15 protein-coding genes are annotated in these 16,985 nt (G+C 65.0%); 4 read left to right on the forward strand and 11 right to left on the reverse strand.

Features of this window, described 5'->3' with window-relative positions:
* Positions 1-392 precede the first annotated feature (392 nt).
* Both ACL02S_RS15820 and ACL02S_RS15825 read left to right on the forward strand, forming a co-directional pair.
* Positions 393-1,607, forward strand: coding sequence for a lipase family protein (locus ACL02S_RS15820; protein ID WP_412803174.1), 1,215 nt, complete (start codon positions 393-395; stop codon positions 1,605-1,607).
* A 120-nt stretch (positions 1,608-1,727) separates the two neighbouring features.
* Entirely contained in the window at positions 1,728-3,329 is a 1,602-nt protein-coding gene (locus ACL02S_RS15825; RefSeq protein ID WP_412803175.1) for an FAD-dependent monooxygenase, read from the forward strand.
* A 105-nt stretch (positions 3,330-3,434) separates the two neighbouring features.
* Here ACL02S_RS15825 and ACL02S_RS15830 read toward each other — a convergent pair whose 3' ends face one another.
* The 4 genes from ACL02S_RS15830 to ACL02S_RS15845 form a co-directional block, all read right to left on the reverse strand.
* The gene (locus tag ACL02S_RS15830) at positions 3,435-3,893 is read right to left on the reverse strand and encodes a VOC family protein (RefSeq protein WP_412803176.1); all 459 of its coding nucleotides are present in this window, start codon (positions 3,891-3,893) and stop codon (positions 3,435-3,437) included.
* Positions 3,890-4,861 carry a DUF5996 family protein gene (locus tag ACL02S_RS15835; RefSeq protein WP_412803177.1) on the reverse strand — a complete coding sequence of 324 codons (972 nt, stop codon included), beginning with the start codon at positions 4,859-4,861 and terminating at the stop codon, positions 3,890-3,892. Before ACL02S_RS15835 ends, ACL02S_RS15830 begins: the two co-directional genes overlap by 4 nt.
* A 373-nt stretch (positions 4,862-5,234) precedes the next feature.
* On the reverse strand, positions 5,235-5,390 hold the full coding sequence (locus ACL02S_RS15840; protein ID WP_412803178.1) for a hypothetical protein: 156 nt from the start codon (positions 5,388-5,390) through the stop codon (positions 5,235-5,237).
* 16 nt (positions 5,391-5,406) lie between these two features.
* On the reverse strand, positions 5,407-6,093 hold the full coding sequence (locus ACL02S_RS15845) for an ATP-binding protein (RefSeq protein ID WP_412803179.1): 687 nt from the start codon (positions 6,091-6,093) through the stop codon (positions 5,407-5,409).
* Positions 6,094-6,490: 397 nt separating this feature from the next.
* Between ACL02S_RS15845 and ACL02S_RS15850 the strand changes: the two genes are divergently transcribed.
* Positions 6,491-7,102 carry a hypothetical protein gene (locus ACL02S_RS15850; protein ID WP_412803180.1) on the forward strand — a complete coding sequence of 204 codons (612 nt, stop codon included), beginning with the start codon at positions 6,491-6,493 and terminating at the stop codon, positions 7,100-7,102.
* A gap of 17 nt (positions 7,103-7,119) precedes the next feature.
* On the opposite strand, the gene ACL02S_RS15855 is transcribed toward ACL02S_RS15850, so the two are convergent.
* The gene (locus ACL02S_RS15855; protein WP_412803181.1) at positions 7,120-7,620 is read right to left on the reverse strand and encodes a hypothetical protein; all 501 of its coding nucleotides are present in this window, start codon (positions 7,618-7,620) and stop codon (positions 7,120-7,122) included.
* Between the two features lie 111 nt (positions 7,621-7,731).
* Positions 7,732-8,358: a TetR/AcrR family transcriptional regulator gene (locus ACL02S_RS15860; RefSeq protein ID WP_412803182.1), complete on the reverse strand. Its 627-nt coding sequence runs from the start codon at positions 8,356-8,358 to the stop codon at positions 7,732-7,734.
* A 130-nt stretch (positions 8,359-8,488) separates the two neighbouring features.
* Between ACL02S_RS15860 and ACL02S_RS15865 the strand changes: the two genes are divergently transcribed.
* A complete protein-coding gene (locus ACL02S_RS15865; protein WP_412803183.1) occupies positions 8,489-9,391 on the forward strand; it encodes a crotonase/enoyl-CoA hydratase family protein in 903 nt (300 codons plus the stop codon).
* A gap of 378 nt (positions 9,392-9,769) precedes the next feature.
* Here the strand turns inward: ACL02S_RS15865 and hutI are convergent, their stop codons facing one another.
* From hutI to hutH, 5 genes are all read right to left on the reverse strand, one after another.
* The gene (gene hutI, locus ACL02S_RS15870) at positions 9,770-10,969 is read right to left on the reverse strand and encodes an imidazolonepropionase (RefSeq protein WP_412803184.1); all 1,200 of its coding nucleotides are present in this window, start codon (positions 10,967-10,969) and stop codon (positions 9,770-9,772) included.
* 124 nt (positions 10,970-11,093) lie between these two features.
* Positions 11,094-12,461 carry a formimidoylglutamate deiminase gene (locus ACL02S_RS15875; protein ID WP_412803185.1) on the reverse strand — a complete coding sequence of 456 codons (1,368 nt, stop codon included), beginning with the start codon at positions 12,459-12,461 and terminating at the stop codon, positions 11,094-11,096.
* Positions 12,462-12,505: 44 nt separating this feature from the next.
* On the reverse strand, positions 12,506-13,708 hold the full coding sequence (locus ACL02S_RS15880) for an allantoate amidohydrolase (protein WP_412803186.1): 1,203 nt from the start codon (positions 13,706-13,708) through the stop codon (positions 12,506-12,508).
* Complete coding sequence (gene hutU, locus ACL02S_RS15885) at positions 13,701-15,353, reverse strand: urocanate hydratase (protein ID WP_412803187.1); 1,653 nt, start codon at positions 15,351-15,353, stop codon at positions 13,701-13,703. Before hutU ends, ACL02S_RS15880 begins: the two co-directional genes overlap by 8 nt.
* Positions 15,350-16,900, reverse strand: a complete 1,551-nt coding sequence (gene hutH / locus ACL02S_RS15890) for a histidine ammonia-lyase (protein WP_412803188.1) — start codon at positions 16,898-16,900, stop codon at positions 15,350-15,352. The genes hutU and hutH overlap by 4 nt, the downstream gene beginning before the upstream one ends.
* Positions 16,901-16,985 lie beyond the last annotated feature (85 nt).

Genomic DNA, 16,985 nt, shown 5'->3' on the forward strand with positions numbered 1-16,985 from the left:
GTCTGCCGTGGTATCGGGCGCACAGACGCGATGGACTCGACCGACGAGCCGGCTCGAGTCGATGTCGACCTATCGGATGCGCCGCTGAGTGCATATCGTGCCCGGGGCGGCGTACCGCTCGAGCATTCCGGATGAGCCGCACGCGGCGAGGACCTGAGCCTGCTGAGGCAATTCGTGTTCGATACCGCTGGCATGACATCGCGTAGACAGCTCGATTTCCTGGTGTTCGACTCACCACTCGGCGTGTCGCTGGATATTTGCCCACGATATCGGATTTGAATGCAAGCTGACCGGGCGACGAATGCCGTGAACTACCCGTGGAGGTCAAGGTCGTGATCCGGCAGCTTCTTCTCTCCTCTGGCAGCAGGCGTAGTAGGCAGGCTGCGCCCCGCATGGCGGCGATCTGCGGTGTGACACTCGGGCTGCTCCTGACGACGACGGCAACCGCGGAACCACTGTATCCGCGGCCCGATCCGGACCCCTTCTATGCCGCACCAGCGGATCTGGCGGCATATCAACCGGGAGATGTGCTCGGTGTGCGGGCACTGCCGCCGCTGGCGATCTTCCCCGGTTCCACCGTCACGCTGGTCAAATTCCGGTCCACCAACTCGCGTGGCGCACCGATCGCGGCGACGACTACGGTTCTTACCCCCTTCGGGCACCGGCCCGGCGGGCCGCTGCTGTCGTATCAGCACTTCATCAACGGACTCGGCACCGAATGCGCCGTATCGCACAAGCTGTACAGCGACGATCTGAACCTGATGGTGACTGTGCCGAGCTTGAACGTGGTGCTGGCGCAGGGCTGGAGTGTCGCGCTGCCAGATCATCTCGGACCGCAGTTCGCGCTGGGAGCAGCGCGTTTGGGTGGCCAAATCGTATTGGACGGCGTCCGGGCGGTGAAGCGGCTGCCTGCCCTCAACGTGCAACGCAGCCCAGCGGTAATAGCAGGCTACTCCGGCGGTGGTCTGGCCACCGCATGGGCGGCCGCGTTGCAGCCTATGTATGCACCGGAGCTGAAGCTCGCGGGCGCGGCCATCGGCGGTGCACCGATGAATCTGGAGACGATGGCGGAGGCGCTGGGCTTGGGCCCGCACCCCTCGTTCGGGATAGCCATGGCTGCGGCGATCGGTCTGGAACGGGAGTACCCGGACCGGCTGCCGATCAGCTCATATCTCAACCCGCGCGGCCTCGCGGTCGCTGATGCCATGGTCAACAGCTGCAGCAACGATATCCTCGCCGCGGGCACCGGCGGCAGCGCCGGGGAGTACGTCACCAGCACCTCGATCTTCGACAGCCGCGATGCCAGGTCGGTCGTAGCGGAGAACAGCCTGGAACTCTATGCCGGAGTGCCGGAAACACCTATCTTCGAATGGCATTCGCCAGACGACCAGGAGATTCCGGTCGATGCCATCGAGCACACCATCCGCCGCTGGTGCGCGGCAGGGGTGCGGGTACAGACCCGGCAAGTACCTACGGTCGAATACCTGCCCACTGTTGAACGCCTGCCGGGAGTCGAACATCTATCGGCGGCGGCACTGGGTGCACCCGAGGCACTGTTGTGGCTGGAGGCCCGGGTTCGCGGAGAGCCCGCCCCAACCAACTGCTGACGAAGCGAGCACGCGGACACCAGATGTTCCTGCTATCCGATGCGGCGGTGACCTGTCCGACGCGACAGCGATGCCTGGCTCGCAACCGACCTGCGACCGCACTCACCGAAAGGAACCGGATTGACCGAACCATACGATCGACTGCCGGTCGCGGTGGTCGGCGCCGGACCGATCGGCTTGATCACCGCTTTGGGCCTCACCGCGTACGGTGTCCCCGTCGCACTGTTCGAGGAGGACGGCAGTCTGTCCTCGGACACCAAGGCCGGAACGATACTCACGCGCACGCTGGAAGTACTCCATCGATACGGTGTTCTCGACGATGTACTGAAGGCATCGCTGCGCATCGACGAAATCGGGGACATCGATCGGGCGACGAACACTCCGTCCGCGACCGTGCGCACCGGCGACCTTGTCGAAGACACCCGGTTTCCGTTTCTCATCAACATCTCACAGCACGAACTCGAGCCGATCCTGGGTGAAGCGTTCGAAAGGCGGCTGCCTGGTTCATTACATATGAATCACCGGCTGACCGGCTTCACCCAGCGAGAAGATCACATCGAGCTGCACTTCACCACACCGGGCGGGTACGCGCACTATACCGCGCCTTACCTGCTCGCATGCGACGGCGGGAGATCGAAGATCCGTGAGGATCTCGGGATCACCGTGGCAGGCCAGACATTCGAAGAACGCTACATGCTGGTGGATATCGAGGTCGACCTCGATATCAGCAATCCGCGTGACTATCCCTACCTCGCCTACTTCGGCGATCCCGACGAGTGGATGATCGTGGTCCGCCAGCCACATTGCTGGCGTTTCCTCTATCCGCTCGCCGCTGGGAAGAACGCACCGAGTCGCGAGGAGATCGCGGAGAAGGCGCGGCGATTCATCGGCGATGTCAGTGGGCTGAACGTGATCGGTTCCAATATCTATGCTGTCCATCAGCGGGTCGCGGATCGATGGCAGGACGGACGAATCTTCCTGATGGGTGACGCCGCTCATCTGATCACCCCCATGTGGGCGCTGGGTCTGAACACGGGTGTTCTCGATGCGTCGAATCTGCCCTGGCGCCTCGCCTGGGTGCTCCGCGGATGGGCCGATGAATCCCTTCTGGCCGGATATGAACGGGAGCAGCGGCCGGTCGCCGCACGAGGCTCAGGGCATATGGCCGAGGCGGCCCGTGCGTATATGGCCCGCAAGCGCAGCGGTGTTTCTGCGATGCGCGAAGGTAATTGGGGGAATGCCTTCACCCGTGGGCTCCTCGGTGTCCGACTCGATGTCGACGGCACCGGCGACTGGTCGATGGTGCATATCGGTGACGAACCCACTGCGGTACGGCCGGGGGACCGCGCCCCCGATCTGCCGCTGTTCGGCGAGAACGGGCCGGTCCACCTGCACGACTTGGTGGTGAACAGCTTTGTCGCCCTCTATTTCACTGATGTCCGCCGCCGCCCTGCCGTCATCGGCCCCGAATCGCAGGCCCTGAGCCGATTCGCGGTCAGCCGGTGGGACGCCCCGCACGACTCCGGTCTTCGCAGGCACGCCCTGTTCGATCCGGGCGGCCGGGTTCAGCGACGGTTCGGTGTCGACACCGATACGGTAGTCCTGATCCGGCCGGACGCACATGTGGCGGCCATCGTGCCGTTCGACCCCAACGGGCACCGTGATATCGCGGCAGAGTTGTACGAGCGCGCGGTCGGTCGTGCGATTCCGACTGCAACATGATCCCTACATTGCCGGTGAAATCCTCGAGGCGAACAACCGAATTGACGCACTGGACGGTGGCGAACGGCCGACTGGTGCACGAGGCCGTCGGCAATGTCGACCAGATCAATCACCTTCTCCGACCACACGATCGGCGAAAACACCGCGAAGTATGCCGGTAGCCTGGCCGACCTCGATCAGGTAGCCGTCGGGGTCGCGTAGATAGCAGCGCAACTCGGCCTTGCGGTCCAATGGTTCGGTAAGGAATCGGGCCTTTTTGGCTTTTGCCTCCGAGTAAAAGGCGGCGATATCCGCTACGCGGACGTTGAGAAACGAGGAAACCGGATCTCCAGGCTGCGGCGGCACCAGAGTAATGTCGGGTTTGTCCGGGGTCGGTCCGCCACCCGGATTCATGATTATCCAGCTGTTGGCGACCTTGACAATGGCGGGGTTCTCCTCCAGAACCACCTGACCGCCGAGGATGTCGGCGTAGAAGTTCCGTGACCGAGCCACATCACGCACAGTCAAGAAATGCGTCAGGATCAGCCCGTGCTCAGGAGCTGGTAGGTCTTGTCGATCGGTCATGACCGCACCTCCGATGCGTGGTGTATTCGGCGCTTGTGATCCCAGCGACCGGGGTCGGCTTCGAGGGCTGCGCGGTCCCAATGACCGAGATCGGCGGCCGCCGCATACGTTGTGTGGAGGAATTCGAGTAGCGCCCGTTCCGGTGCTTCAGCGGTGCGCACCGCCTCGTACGGCAGCAGGAACTGGCGGTTTTCTCGGCTGTAGAACGCTTCTCGCGGGCCGATGCGGTACTCGGCGAATCCGTCGGGTTCCGGATATGCGTAGGCGTAGAAGGCGCCCTCCGCGCCACCACCCGGCCAGAATCCACAGCTACTCAATTCATGGGAGTAGCCCTCGACCATCACCCAGTCGCCGCAGTTCGGAGCACCGCCCGGGTGCCGCGGCGCTGTTCGCCCGGAGAATCTGGTACACGCCAGATCCATCGCGCCCCAGAAGAAGTGCACTGGGCTCACCTTGCCGATGAAATGCGAACGGAACTCGTGCATCACTCGGTCGGCTGCGACCAATTGCTGCCAGAACAAGGTGGCGGCCGTAGCATCATAGGATCGATGTTCGTAGTCGTCGGCGAACGGGATCGCCGGTTCGACCTCGTTGGGTCTGGCTTGGATACGCACGGGAATTCCGAGTTCGCTCAGCCCACCGATGGTTTCGGCGTAGAAATCGGCAACCGGCTTGGGTTCGAGCGCGATCTGCCGAGTGCGGCCCGCACTGGTCCGGATACGCAACTGATGGTCGATGAAGTCGAACTCGATCTCGAATAAACCCGCCGAATGCGGAATAGCAGAGGTGGTCAGTCCCCGTGGGCTGACATAGAAGGTGGCTTGCCACCAGTGGTTTACCAGCGGAGCCAGAGAGAGTCTGATCTTGCCGACGATCTGTGTCCACATATGCAAGGTGTCGCGTGTCCGAGTCCAGTCATCGACGCGCAATGCAGGCCACGCCCGCAGCGTGGGTTCTGTGTCCACCATTGCCGCACACACCTCCTTGTTTCTCGGAAACTTGCCGATACCCTGACGCCAGGGGTTCAGCGAAAACGAACGCCAACACAAACGGGCTGATAGAGGTTGTCGTCGAATTCTATTTCACCGGGGCACCGCAGAGAAGATTTCCGAGTATTCATCTCGAAGCCTCGCCGATGACCGGATAGTCGTCATATAAATTGCCGGGTAGGGGGCTGATGGCGGTGTATTTCGAGTTCCTGCGGGTATAGCGTCGGCGGCAGACCTCAGGACCGAACCCCGGCAACTCCGATGATCCGGATCCGCGCTCTGCTCGGCGGCGCCGCGCCCGAACAACCGCCTCGTGTCCACCGGCAGCGAGCAGCTCCACCTGTTTCGATGCTCAGCCCGCCCTGGCTCCGCTCGGTCGGGTGTCGTCTTCCTCACCGCGCATCGTGTAGACACGCTCGAGGAAATCACGGTGCGACCGTAGTGTCGAATCGAGTAGTTCCCGCCAGGTGCGGCGATCGACACGGATATCGCTGTCCAGTGAAGACAACGAGGCCGGGCCCAGTTTATCGATCCGGCCGCTCGATACCGAACCTCGCGGCCGGCTGCCGGTTGAGCTCGGGACCGGAATCGACCCGCTTGCCGAAGAAATCCCGCAGAATTACCGTGGTGCCGCGCTGTGCGACGAAAGCACCATCCCGCGCAACGACTTTCGGATAGTAGTCGTGTTCGGTATCGGACAACATATCGTGCAAATCCAGCACGATATGCGATACCGGCCAACCGTGCACTGCCCGATCCGCCGGACCACCGCCAGCCGTGATCACCTCGATGGTGCGGCAGATGCCGAAAGCGGCCAGCTTCCCGATCCCCTTGCGGCCCATCACCGGACGTTTGCGCTCTCGGGACAGATCCGAACCCATCCGCATCCGTCGATCGGATCCGACCATCAGATAGTGCTCGTTGACTTCCGCCGCGGTCATACCGTGGCCATTGTCGGTAACCACGATCTCGTATTGCGGTTCCTCCGCGGCATGCACCGTCCCAGCCGGCGTCACGCCCCAGGGCAGCGATACCTCCACCAGGGTCGCGTCGGCATCATAGGAGTTCGCGATCAATTCAACGAGTACCGCCGAGACCCGGTCGTAGAGTTGTATACCGAGCTTGTCGATAGCCAACCGGCTGATCCGCATGGTGTATTTGTGCTCGTTCGGATCGCCTCCGCGATCACCCAGCTGAGTGTGACTGTCCATCGTCGGGCCCCAATCACCCCTCCGGCAGCCCCTTTCCAGCTACCCCGTAACACAATCCAACTCTGCACGTGTGACCATGGCTTGAACACCCGAAGTCCGCGCCATAACGACATGGCCCCGAAACCGCGGCCCGCAGCCGACAGCAATAGCCGGTCTCGGTGAATTCGTGGCCCACCGGCCTGGTGCGCTGTTGCTCCCGACGGCAGCGCTGAGCACACCCACAGCGAGCGCACCTACCGACGAGCTCCTCCTCGCGGCCTCCTACATTGCATTACGGCCAAAATATCGCTGTCCGGCGTAACTATTTCGCCGAAAGACAAGAGCGCCAGCATTTTTTGGGTACCCCGGAGACAAGCCGGGCCGGCCCCGGAGGCACTATAAACGAAGAAGTAAGACCATGCGTAGAGCAACGGCGCTCTTCGCCGCAGTACTGTTGGCATTCCTTTCCCTCACCCACCTGACAGCGCCGAAGGCGCATGCTGCCAACTGCATCGGCAACTGGGCTATCGGTATCGGCGGTCTGGGTGACAACACCTCATCGGTGTTCATTCCCTATGTGGATCAGCCTGTCGGCTATAACTCGCTCGACCCGATGTCGGGTTTTCGAGAGCTCGACCGGCTGTTCTGGTTGCATCGCAGCAGATGCCCTGGTGATCACATCAGATTGATCGGACACAGCGAAGGCGCGGGTATCCTGCACGCCTGGGTCACCGCACATCAGAATGTCGGCAATGCCAATGCAATTCTGCTGGCCGATCCCAAGCGAGCTCCCGGACCCGGTTGGGGTGGCCTTTCGTCGACTCCGGGGAACTGGATCGTCGGTTATCCACTGGCCGGTGTCGACAACTGGTTCGGCAACTTCCCGGTATTGACGGTGTGCAATCACGATGATCAGATCTGCGATACCTCTGCCGGATGGTGGGGCTATCTGTTCGGAGGTGCGCATAATCGCTACGATTTCAATGTATGGAACTACGGCGACTGGGATTCGGGCGTCTGGTACCGGTAGCCGGTGAGCGGTGGGGATCAGTAACCGTGCGGCACTGGTCCCCATTGACTGAACCCGTGCCCCATCGATGTGCATACAGCGGCATCTTGATAGGTGATCTGACAATTCGCACCGGCATAAGTGAACGAGTATCGCGGGTCATGGTAATTCGCCGAGGCGATGCGTGGCAGCGGCGGATTCCCGGTCGGCAATGTGTGGCTGCCGTTGGAGTTCCACTGCGGATGTGCGGGCACCATGGCGGAATCGATGATGATGGCAGGCACATTCGGCAACGGCACCTGTATTCCGGCATATCGCACATTCATGGACGGAGCCGGGGTTTCGAGGTCACAACCCACCACACCGTTCGCCCTGATCGAGCAGTTCCAGCCACCCATAGCGAAATACGCTGTGTCGCCGATCATCAGCGGACCGGCTCCATCATCGGCATGCGCGGCGCTCACCCCGAACAGGCACGCGACGACACCGAGAGCTACCCCACACATTCTTGCTACAGCGATATTTCCGGCTCCACGCACGGCATCTCCCTGGATTCGCAGCGAGTACGAGACCTAGCCGAACACAGCAAGAATCTATCACTGCACGGAACAAAGGCAAGAGGACACCGGACGCGCGCCGCCACAGGCTGATCAGGCGGTGATCGCCGGTTTCGTGCCCTCATCTGCGAGCTGTCGAGCGGGCAGTCCGGTGCGGATGGTGGCGGTGATGAAATGCCACAGTCGGTCGGTGGCGGTGTCGACCGTGGGCCGGGGGGTGCGGCGGAGCAGGATGGCGAGAGCGCGCCGGAGGCCGCCGACGAGATAGGCGGCAGCGAGTTCGACATCGAGATCGACAGGGAGAGCGTTAGCGCGTTGTCCGTCCCTGAGGTTGCGGACAGCGCCTTCCGCGATGCGGGACAGATGAGTGGCTTCCAACTCGGCGATGGCGGAGTGTTCGACGCCCGCGTACATGAGCACCGGAGCCAGTGGGTTGCCGAAGTAGTACTGGACCATGGCCCTGGTCCGATACTGCTCGCGCTGGAGCCAGCTGCCGCCGCTGTGGTCGGCGGCGCGAAGAGCGGCCTCGGCTCCGTCGAAGAATTCGTTGTAGACCGCGGCCAACAACCCGATCTTCGATCCGAAGTGGTGATAGACCGCGCCTGTGGACACCCCCGCTCGTTTCACCACGGACGACAGATCTTCGATACGGCCGTTATCGATCAGCTCGGCACGTGCCGCGTCGAGCAGTGCCCGGCGCGCGACGGGAGGCCGCGCCATCAGCCTGCCCGCCACTCAGCGCGGGCGACCCGCGAGACCATCGGCATCCACTCTTTCCTCGAATTCGAAGCGGACAACAGGTTGACATACCCAGCCCGCACATGCCACGTTAACATAACATAATTACGTTATGGAGGCTGTGGTGGAATACCAGACGCTGCATGTGCGGGTACAGGACGCGGTAGCGACGGTGACCCTGAACCGTCCGGAGCGGTTGAACACGATCGTTCCGCCCATGCCGGAGGAATTCGAGCACGCGATGCTGGCCGCGGCAGCGGATCCCGAAGTGAAGGTGGTCGTGTTACGCGGCGCGGGCCGGGCATTTTGCGCCGGTTACGATTTCGGGGGCGGCTTCCATCACTGGGACGAACGCATCACCACCGACGGGAAATGGGATCCGGGCAAGGAGCTGCTCTCCGGGACCGTGATGGCGCCGACGGCGAAGTTCATGTCGATGTGGCGCATCCCCAAACCGGTGATCGCGCAGGTGCACGGCTGGTGCGTGGGCGGAGGCAGTGATACCGCCCTGTGCGCCGATTTGATCGTGGCCTCCGAGGACGCCAGGATCGGCACCCCGTACTCCCGGATCTGGGGTGCGCACCTGTCCGGGATGTGGACCTATCGACTGCCACTGGCCAAAGCCAAAGAGTACGCGCTCACCGGAAAGCCGCTGTCGGGCATCGAAGCCGCCGAGGCCGGGCTGATCAACAAAGCGGTGCCGTTCGAACGGCTCGAAACCGAGGTCGCCGAACTCGCCGCGCAGCTGGTGTCCATTCCGGCCTCGCAACTGGCGGCGATGAAGATGATCGTCAACCAGGCCTACGAGAACATGGGCTTGGCCTCAACCCAGACCCTCGGGCCGATCCTCGACGGGTTGATGCGCAATACCCCCGACGCCCACAGGTTCATCGAACAGGCCGAAACCGAGGGAGTCGCCGCTGCGACCCGTCAGCGGGATCTGCTGTTCGCCGACTACAGCCAAGCCGGTCCACACGACCGGCCCAACAAGGACAACGTCATCCATATCGACTGAACCGGCGAGGTGACGACCGGTCGGTGCGCACTTGCGTAAGAGGGCTGCCACATCGTCCACGGCAATACAGGTGCACACCGGCCGACCCGATGTGCTCGGGCAGCGGCGGAGAGCTACCGGTCCGCGATCGAGCGGAGTGATATGGCGGCAACGGAACTCGACCGAACCACCATTCGACTCCGCTCGACAACCGGAACGTGCCACAAGGGGATGCGGATTCGACCGATGACAGGGTTCGTCGGTTCGGTACCGTACTCGGCGATCCGCGGCGGTGAGCACGGCATTCGGCGTCGTCCGGCGGATGACGACCATCGCCGAATGCTTGCCGTGCCCCCTGGTGGCTGCCGGTGACCGCACTGTCGGTGTCCAGGGTGAGTTCTACCCACTTGGTCGGCTTCGATCGGGTGACACCACGTGCCTGCCCGCATGCCATACCGCCCAGGTCGACGGAACGCCCGGCCGGTAGGCCAAGTGCACGACCGACGGGGCGTCGAGCACGTGCAGATCCGCGCGGGCGCCGGGCCGGATCACCCCGACCGCGCCGGGGGCCGCCAGGTCCCGGCCGAGCGCGAGGGCGCCACCGGCGGTGGCCGCCCAGATCGCCTCGGCCACCGAGAGTCTCATCTGCAGCACGGCCGTGGCGACGCAGAACGCCATCGAGGTGGTGTACGAACTACCCGGGTTCGCATTGGTGGCCAGCGCGATGCTGGCGCCCGCGTCCAGTAGCCGCCGGGCCGGGGCGAGTGGCTGGCGGGTGGACAGGTCGCAGGCAGGCAGCAGGGTGGCCACCGTCGCCGATCCGGCCAAGGCATCGATATCGGCCTCGGTCAGGTGGGTACAGTGGTCGACGCTGGTGGCACCGTGCCGCACCGCCAGCTGCACGCCCGGCCCCGACCCCAGCTGATTACCGTGCACCCGCAGCCCGAGACCACGCGCCCGTCCTGCCGTGAGCACCCGCGCCGACTGTTCAGCGTCGAAGGCCCCGGTTTCACAGAATACGTCGATCCAGCCGACATAATCGGCGACCGCGGCCAGCATCGGGCCGCACACCAGATCCACATACTCCGTGGCAGACAACTCCGGCGGCACCACATGCGCGCCGAGGAAGGTGACCTCGTCGGCCACCGCCGCAGCCAGTGCGGCACACCGCTGTTCGTCGGTAACGGTCAGTCCGTAGCCGGTTTTGGTCTCCAGACAGGTGGTGCCCTGCCGCAATGCCTCATGGCGCAGCCGGTGCAGATTCGCGGCCAAGTCGGCGTCCGAAGCCGAGCGAGTGGCCGTAACAGTGGTCCGGATCCCACCCGCCGAGTAGGGCGTTCCCGCCATCCGTGCTTCGAATTCGGCGGTGCGATCTCCGGCGAACACCAGATGGGTGTGGCTGTCCACCCAGCCGGGCAACACCGCTCGGCCCCCGACATCGACGCGGCGGTCGGCGTCGGGTGTATGCGCACCGGGGCCGATCCACACCACCCGTTCACCTTCCAGCACTATCGCCGCGTCATGCACTACGCCGAATTCGGCGGTGTTGGTGGTGAGTTCACCGATACCGGTGATCAGGGTGGCGGCGGATGTGGTCATCGGGAAGAGCCTCCGGCTTCCTTAGTGGTTGCGCACTCCGCGGCGAATGCGTACTCCGTGTCCTGGCTACACCGCCCTCGGCTTCTGCCGTGTTCGGCTCCGACGGGAATCGGCGATGAACCGCTCAATCCCATAACACCCCGATCTCGCGGGCGAGCGTGCGCGCTACCTCGGGAACAGTCCGATGGACGCCGTCGCGAACCACCCATCGTCCGGCGACCATCACATCGATGACGTCGGATGTGGTTGCCGCATAAAGAATTCCGGGACCATCACTGCCCGCGGTGCGAGGTGATTCGGTGTGCACGTGTACCAGATCTGCGCCACAACCGGGACCGATAACACCGAGATCCGGCCACCCGGCGGCGGCGTGCGCGGTGGCGGCGGTCCGCAGTTCGGCGACGTCGAACCGGCCGCGTCGGCCGCTGGAGAGGCGTTCGTGCAGCTCCACGGCGCGAGCCTCGAACCAAGGATCGACGACGGTCTGACCGTCACTGCCCAAGCACAGCCGGACGCCTGCGTCGAGCAACCGCCGGGCCGGTCCGATGCCGTCACCGAGATCGGCCTCGGTACTCGGACACAGACTCACCCAGCCGCCTGCCAGGGCCGCGATATCACCCTCGGTGAGGTGGGTGGCGTGCACGGCGACCGTGCGCGAAGTCAAAGCGCCTGCGGTGGAAAGTAATTCGGTCGGAGTACAGCCGTGCGCGGCGCGACACTCGTCGTTCTCCCTCGGCTGCTCGGACAGATGGACATGCAGTGGTTCGCCCACCGCCGCGCGTACCACCACCGGAATCTGGTCCGCAGGCACAGCACGCACCGAATGGATGGCCGCCCCGGTGCGCACGAGCGCACCGGTCGGCCGGAAGGCCTCCCACCGCGCTGCCCAGGCATCGGCGTCGCCGTCGTCGAACCGTCCCTGCACCCCGGTGGTGGGCCGACCGAAACCTCCTGCCACATAACACACGTCGAGCAGCGTCAACCGAATCCCGGCATCGGCCGCAGCCGCGGCCAGCGCGTGCGAGAACGCGTTGTGGTCGGCGTATCTGGTTCCTGGTCCTGGATGGTGCAGATAATGGAACTCGGCGACGCTGGTATAGCCCGCCAGCACCATCTCCGCGTACACCGCCCGCGCCAGCCGATAGTACGACTCCGGCTGCAGCCGAGCCGCCACCGCGTACATCTGTTCCCGCCACGACCAGAAACTGCCCCGGTCGGTATAGCCGCGCCCACGCAATGCGCGGTGGAAGGCGTGCGAGTGGGTGTTGGCGAATCCCGGTACCACCATTCCGGAGAGCACGGTACCGCTTTGTTCCGCACCGTCCGTGACATCGACGATGACCTCCCCGTCGATATCGATACGAACGGCATCGGCGACACCATCAGGCAACCAAGCCTGACGGCACCAATAGGTCCGCACACCGGGCAACTGCCTCTGCGCGGTAACCGCCGCACCCTCGCCATGCCCCACCGCGACAGTGCGCGACGCCATCGAGCGTGACCGACTCCGGGGTACGCGGGGACGATCTGCCGCCGTCATCCGGCAAGCTCTCGTAGTACCCGAGCCAATGCGGTCGTGCCATGGTCGATATCGTCGGGTTCGGCGTATTCCTCCGGGGCATGGCTGATGCCGGACGGATTGCGGACGAACAGCATGGCGGTCGGAACGAAGGGCGCGAGTACCGCGGCGTCGTGTCCGGCGCCGGTCGCCAGGATCGGGGCGTCACCGAGCAGACCGGCCAGCCGGTCCCGCAGCGCCGGATCGAAATCGGCCGCGCCCTCGTAGGATTCCTCCCGCACCTCGACCGTGCAGCCCTCCTGCTCGGCTACCGCCTCGGCTCGTTCGGTGATCTCGGCCACCAGCGCACGGGTACTGCCGGGGGCTGGCACCCTGGCGTCCAGCCAGAGATCGACCCTGGCGGCGATGACATTGGTGCCGCCGGGAACCGGGACGAGCCTGCCCACGGTGGCGCGCGCCTGCGGCACCGTCGCCGCCAGCCGGCGCACGGCGGTGACCAGTTCCGCCGCGGGCAGCATCGGATCACAACGATCGCGCAGCAGCGTGGTCCCGGCATGGTTGCCCTGGCCGGTGAAGCTGAACCGCCAGCGCCCGTGCGCGATGATGCCGCTGCCCACCGCGATCGGGGCATCCCGGTGGATCAACCCCTTGCCCTGTTCCACATGTAGCTCGACGAATGCGCCGATCCGGCCCATTGTCTCGACGTCCCGGCCGAACCACGCCGGATCATGGCCTGCCGCACGGGCCACCTCGGCGAGAGTGACACCATCGGTATCCCGCAGCGCCAGCGCCCGCTCCGGCGCCAACGTGCCGGTCGATAGCCGTGACCCCAGACACGGCACGCCGAAACGGCCCCCTTCCTCCTCGGCGAACACCACGATCGCCAGTGGTCGCCGCGGGGAGAATCCTTCCGCGCGCAGTAGCTCGAAGGCAGCGAGGGCGCAGACCACCCCGAGTGGTCCGTCATAGGCTCCCCCACCCGGTACCGAATCCAGATGGCTGCCGGTTACCACCGCATCCGCGCCGGGGGCGCCGAACCACGCCCACAGATTGGCGTTGCGGTCGGTGTCGACCCGCAACCCCCTGGCGCGGGCGGCGGCGGTGAACCATTCCCGTAACTCACGCTCGGCGGGCGCGAACAGATGCCGGGAATAACCCCCGCGCACCGGATCGGTACCGACCCCGCAGATCTCGGCCAGTAACTGATTCGCGCTACTCATGGCCCCACATCGGGATCGACACCCCGTGTGCGCGGGCGACCTTCTCCGCCTCGGGATATCCGGCATCGACATGCCGCAGCACACCCATCCCAGGATCATTGGTCAGCACCCGATCGATCTTCTGCGCCGCCAGTTCGGTGCCATCGGCGACGATCACCTGCCCGGCATGGATGGACCGCCCGATACCGACCCCGCCACCGTGGTGGATCGACACCCAGCTGGCGCCCGAGGCAGTGTTCACCAAGGCGTTGAGCAGCGGCCAGTCCGCGATCGCGTCCGAGCCGTCGGTCATCGCCTCGGTCTCCCGATAAGGCGAAGCGACCGACCCGCAGTCCAGGTGATCACGGCCGATCACCACCGGTGCCGCCAGCTCACCGGCGGCGACCATCTCATTGAACCGCAGTCCCGCCCGCTGCCGCTCCCCGTAACCGAGCCAGCAGATGCGGGCGGGCAGGCCCTGGAACGCCACCCGCTCCCCCGCCAGCCGAATCCACCGGGCCAGCGACTCGTTGTTCGGGAACAGGTCAAGGATCGCGCGGTCAGTGGCGGCGATATCGGCCGGATCACCGGACAGCGCCACCCACCGGAACGGCCCCTTACCCGCGCAGAACAGCGGACGGATATAGGAAGGTACGAAACCCTGGATATCGAAGGCCCGGTCGCACCCACCGGCTTTCGCCTCCCCGCGAATGGAATTGCCGTAGTCGAACACCTCCGCGCCACGGTCGAGGAAACCCAGCATGGCGTCGAGGTGCTGCGCCATGGATTCGCGGGCACGCCGGGTGAACTCGTCCGGTTTCTTACCCGCGTAATCGTCCCAGTCCGCCAATGCGACGCCGATCGGCAGATAGGCCAGCGGATCGTGCGCCGAGGTCTGGTCGGTGACGATATCCACCGGCACGTCGCGGCGCAGCAGCTCGGGCAGCAGCTCGGCGGCATTGCCGACCAGGCCAACCGACAATGCCCGCCGCTGCTGTTTCGCGGCCAGCACCCGCCGCAACGCATCGTCCAGATCGGTGGCGATCTCGTCCAGGTAGTGGGTCTCCACCCGCCGCCTGGCACGCATCGGATTGCAATCGATACACAGCGCCACACCGCCGTTCATAGTGACCGCGAGCGGCTGTGCCCCACCCATACCACCCAAACCCGCTGTAACGGTGAGTGTTCCGGCCAGACTGCCACCGAAGCGCTTGGCCGCCACCGCCGCGAATGTCTCGTAGGTGCCCTGCAGGATGCCTTGGGTGCCGATATAGATCCACGAGCCCGCGGTCATCTGCCCGTACATCGTGAGCCCAGCCGCCTCCAACCGCCGGAACTCCGGCCAGTTCGCCCAGTCAGGGACAAGATTGGAGTTGGCGATCAGCACCCGTGGCGCCCATTCGTTGGTGCGCAGCACCCCCACCGGCTTACCGGACTGCACCAGCAACGTCTCGTCCTGGCCGAGTCGGGTGAGGGCGCAGGTGATCGCATCGAAACTGAGCCAGTCCCGCGCGGCCTTTCCGGTGCCGCCGTAGACGACCAGGTCCTGCGGTCGTTCGGCCACCTCGGAGTCGAGGTTGTTGTGCAGCATGCGTAACGCTGCCTCGGTCTGCCAGTTGCGGGCGGTCAGCGTGGCACCGCGGGCCGCGCGGATGGTTCTGCTCATGAGTCGGACACCTCCCGATCGAGTACGGAATTCACCGCGCCGGAACGAATCAACTCGGCCACAGCGGCGATATCGGGCGCCAGGTGCCGATCCGGCCCAGGACCGGGCACCCTGGTGCGCACCAGATCCAGGACCGCACCGGTCACCGGCGCCGGAGCCAGCGGAGCACGCAACTCCACCGCCCGCGCCGCGGTGAGTAGTTCGATCGCAAGCACAGTGGTGAGCCCGGATACCGCCCGCAGCAGTTTGCGCCCCGCCGCCCAGCCCATGGACACGTGATCTTCCTGCATGGCGCTGGAAGGAATGGAATCCACCGAGGCGGGCGCCGCGAGACGTTTCAGTTCCGACACCACCCCGGCCTGGGTGTACTGGGCGATCATGTAGCCGGAATCGACACCGGGGTCATCGGCCAGGAAGGCCGGGAGTCCATGCGAGCGGTGCACATCCAGCATCCGATCGGTGCGGCGCTCGGCGATGCTCGCGACATCAGCTACCGCGATGGCCAGGAAGTCGAGCACGTAGCCGACCGGCGCACCGTGGAAATTTCCGTTGGACTCCACCCGCCCGTCGTCGAGAACCACGGGATTATCGATGGCCGCGGCCAATTCGCGAGCCGCAACGGCCTCGGCATGAGCCACGGTGTCACGTGCGGCGCCGTGCACCTGAGGAGCGCACCGCAACGAATACGCGTCCTGCACCCGCGGGCAATCATCACCGCGATGGCTGGCCACGATCTCCGAACCGGTCAGCACCGCGCGCATCCGCGCCGCCGATCCGGCCTGCCCCGGATGCGGCCGCAATGCCTGCAGGTCGGAAGCGAACACCCGATCAGTGCCGAGTAGCGCCTCCACGCTCATCGCCGCGGTCAGATCCGCGATATCGAGCAACCGGTTCAGCTCGGCGACGGCCAGCACCAACATGCCGAGCATGCCGTCGGTGCCGTTGGTCAAAGCCAAACCCTCCTTTTCGGCCAGCACCAACGGCTCGATGCCCGCCGCGGCCAATGCGGGCCCGGCAGGCATGGTGGTCCCGTCGGGACCGAAGACCTCGCCCTCCCCCATCAGCGCCAATGCCACCGCTGCCAGCGGCGCCAGATCGCCTGAGCAGCCGAGCGACCCGTACTCGGGCACCACCGGGATCAACCCACTGTTGAGCAGCTGGGCCAGCGTGGCCGCCGTCTCCGGCCGCACCCCGGTGTACCCACTCATCAGGGTGCGCAAGCGCAACAGCATCATCGCGCGCACCACTTCCGGCTCCACCGCGGCGCCTGCCCCGGCCGCATGCGAGCGGATCAGCGAACGTTGCAGATCGATCCGCCGCTCCGGCGGAATATGACGCAACGCCAGCGCCCCGAATCCGGTCGACACCCCGTACACAGGTTTCGGGTGATGAGCCAGGTCATCGATGTGCGCGCGCACCGTGGCCAACCTGGCCATGGCGCTGTCGTCGAGCAGCACCGGGGCGCCGTCGCGGGCGACGGCCAGCACGTGCTGAGCGGTCAGCGGCGCGGCTCCCACCGGTACCGGATCGGTTCGGGTTGCGGTCATGGACACATTCCAACCCGTTCAGCAGCCAGGATCGAGTACCCTACGGCGAATTCTGTCTGGTATCCCAGACATTTGCTACGGTGGT

It is taken from the genome of Nocardia spongicola (genome assembly GCF_047200775.1).
GTDB lineage: Bacteria > Actinomycetota > Actinomycetes > Mycobacteriales > Mycobacteriaceae > Nocardia.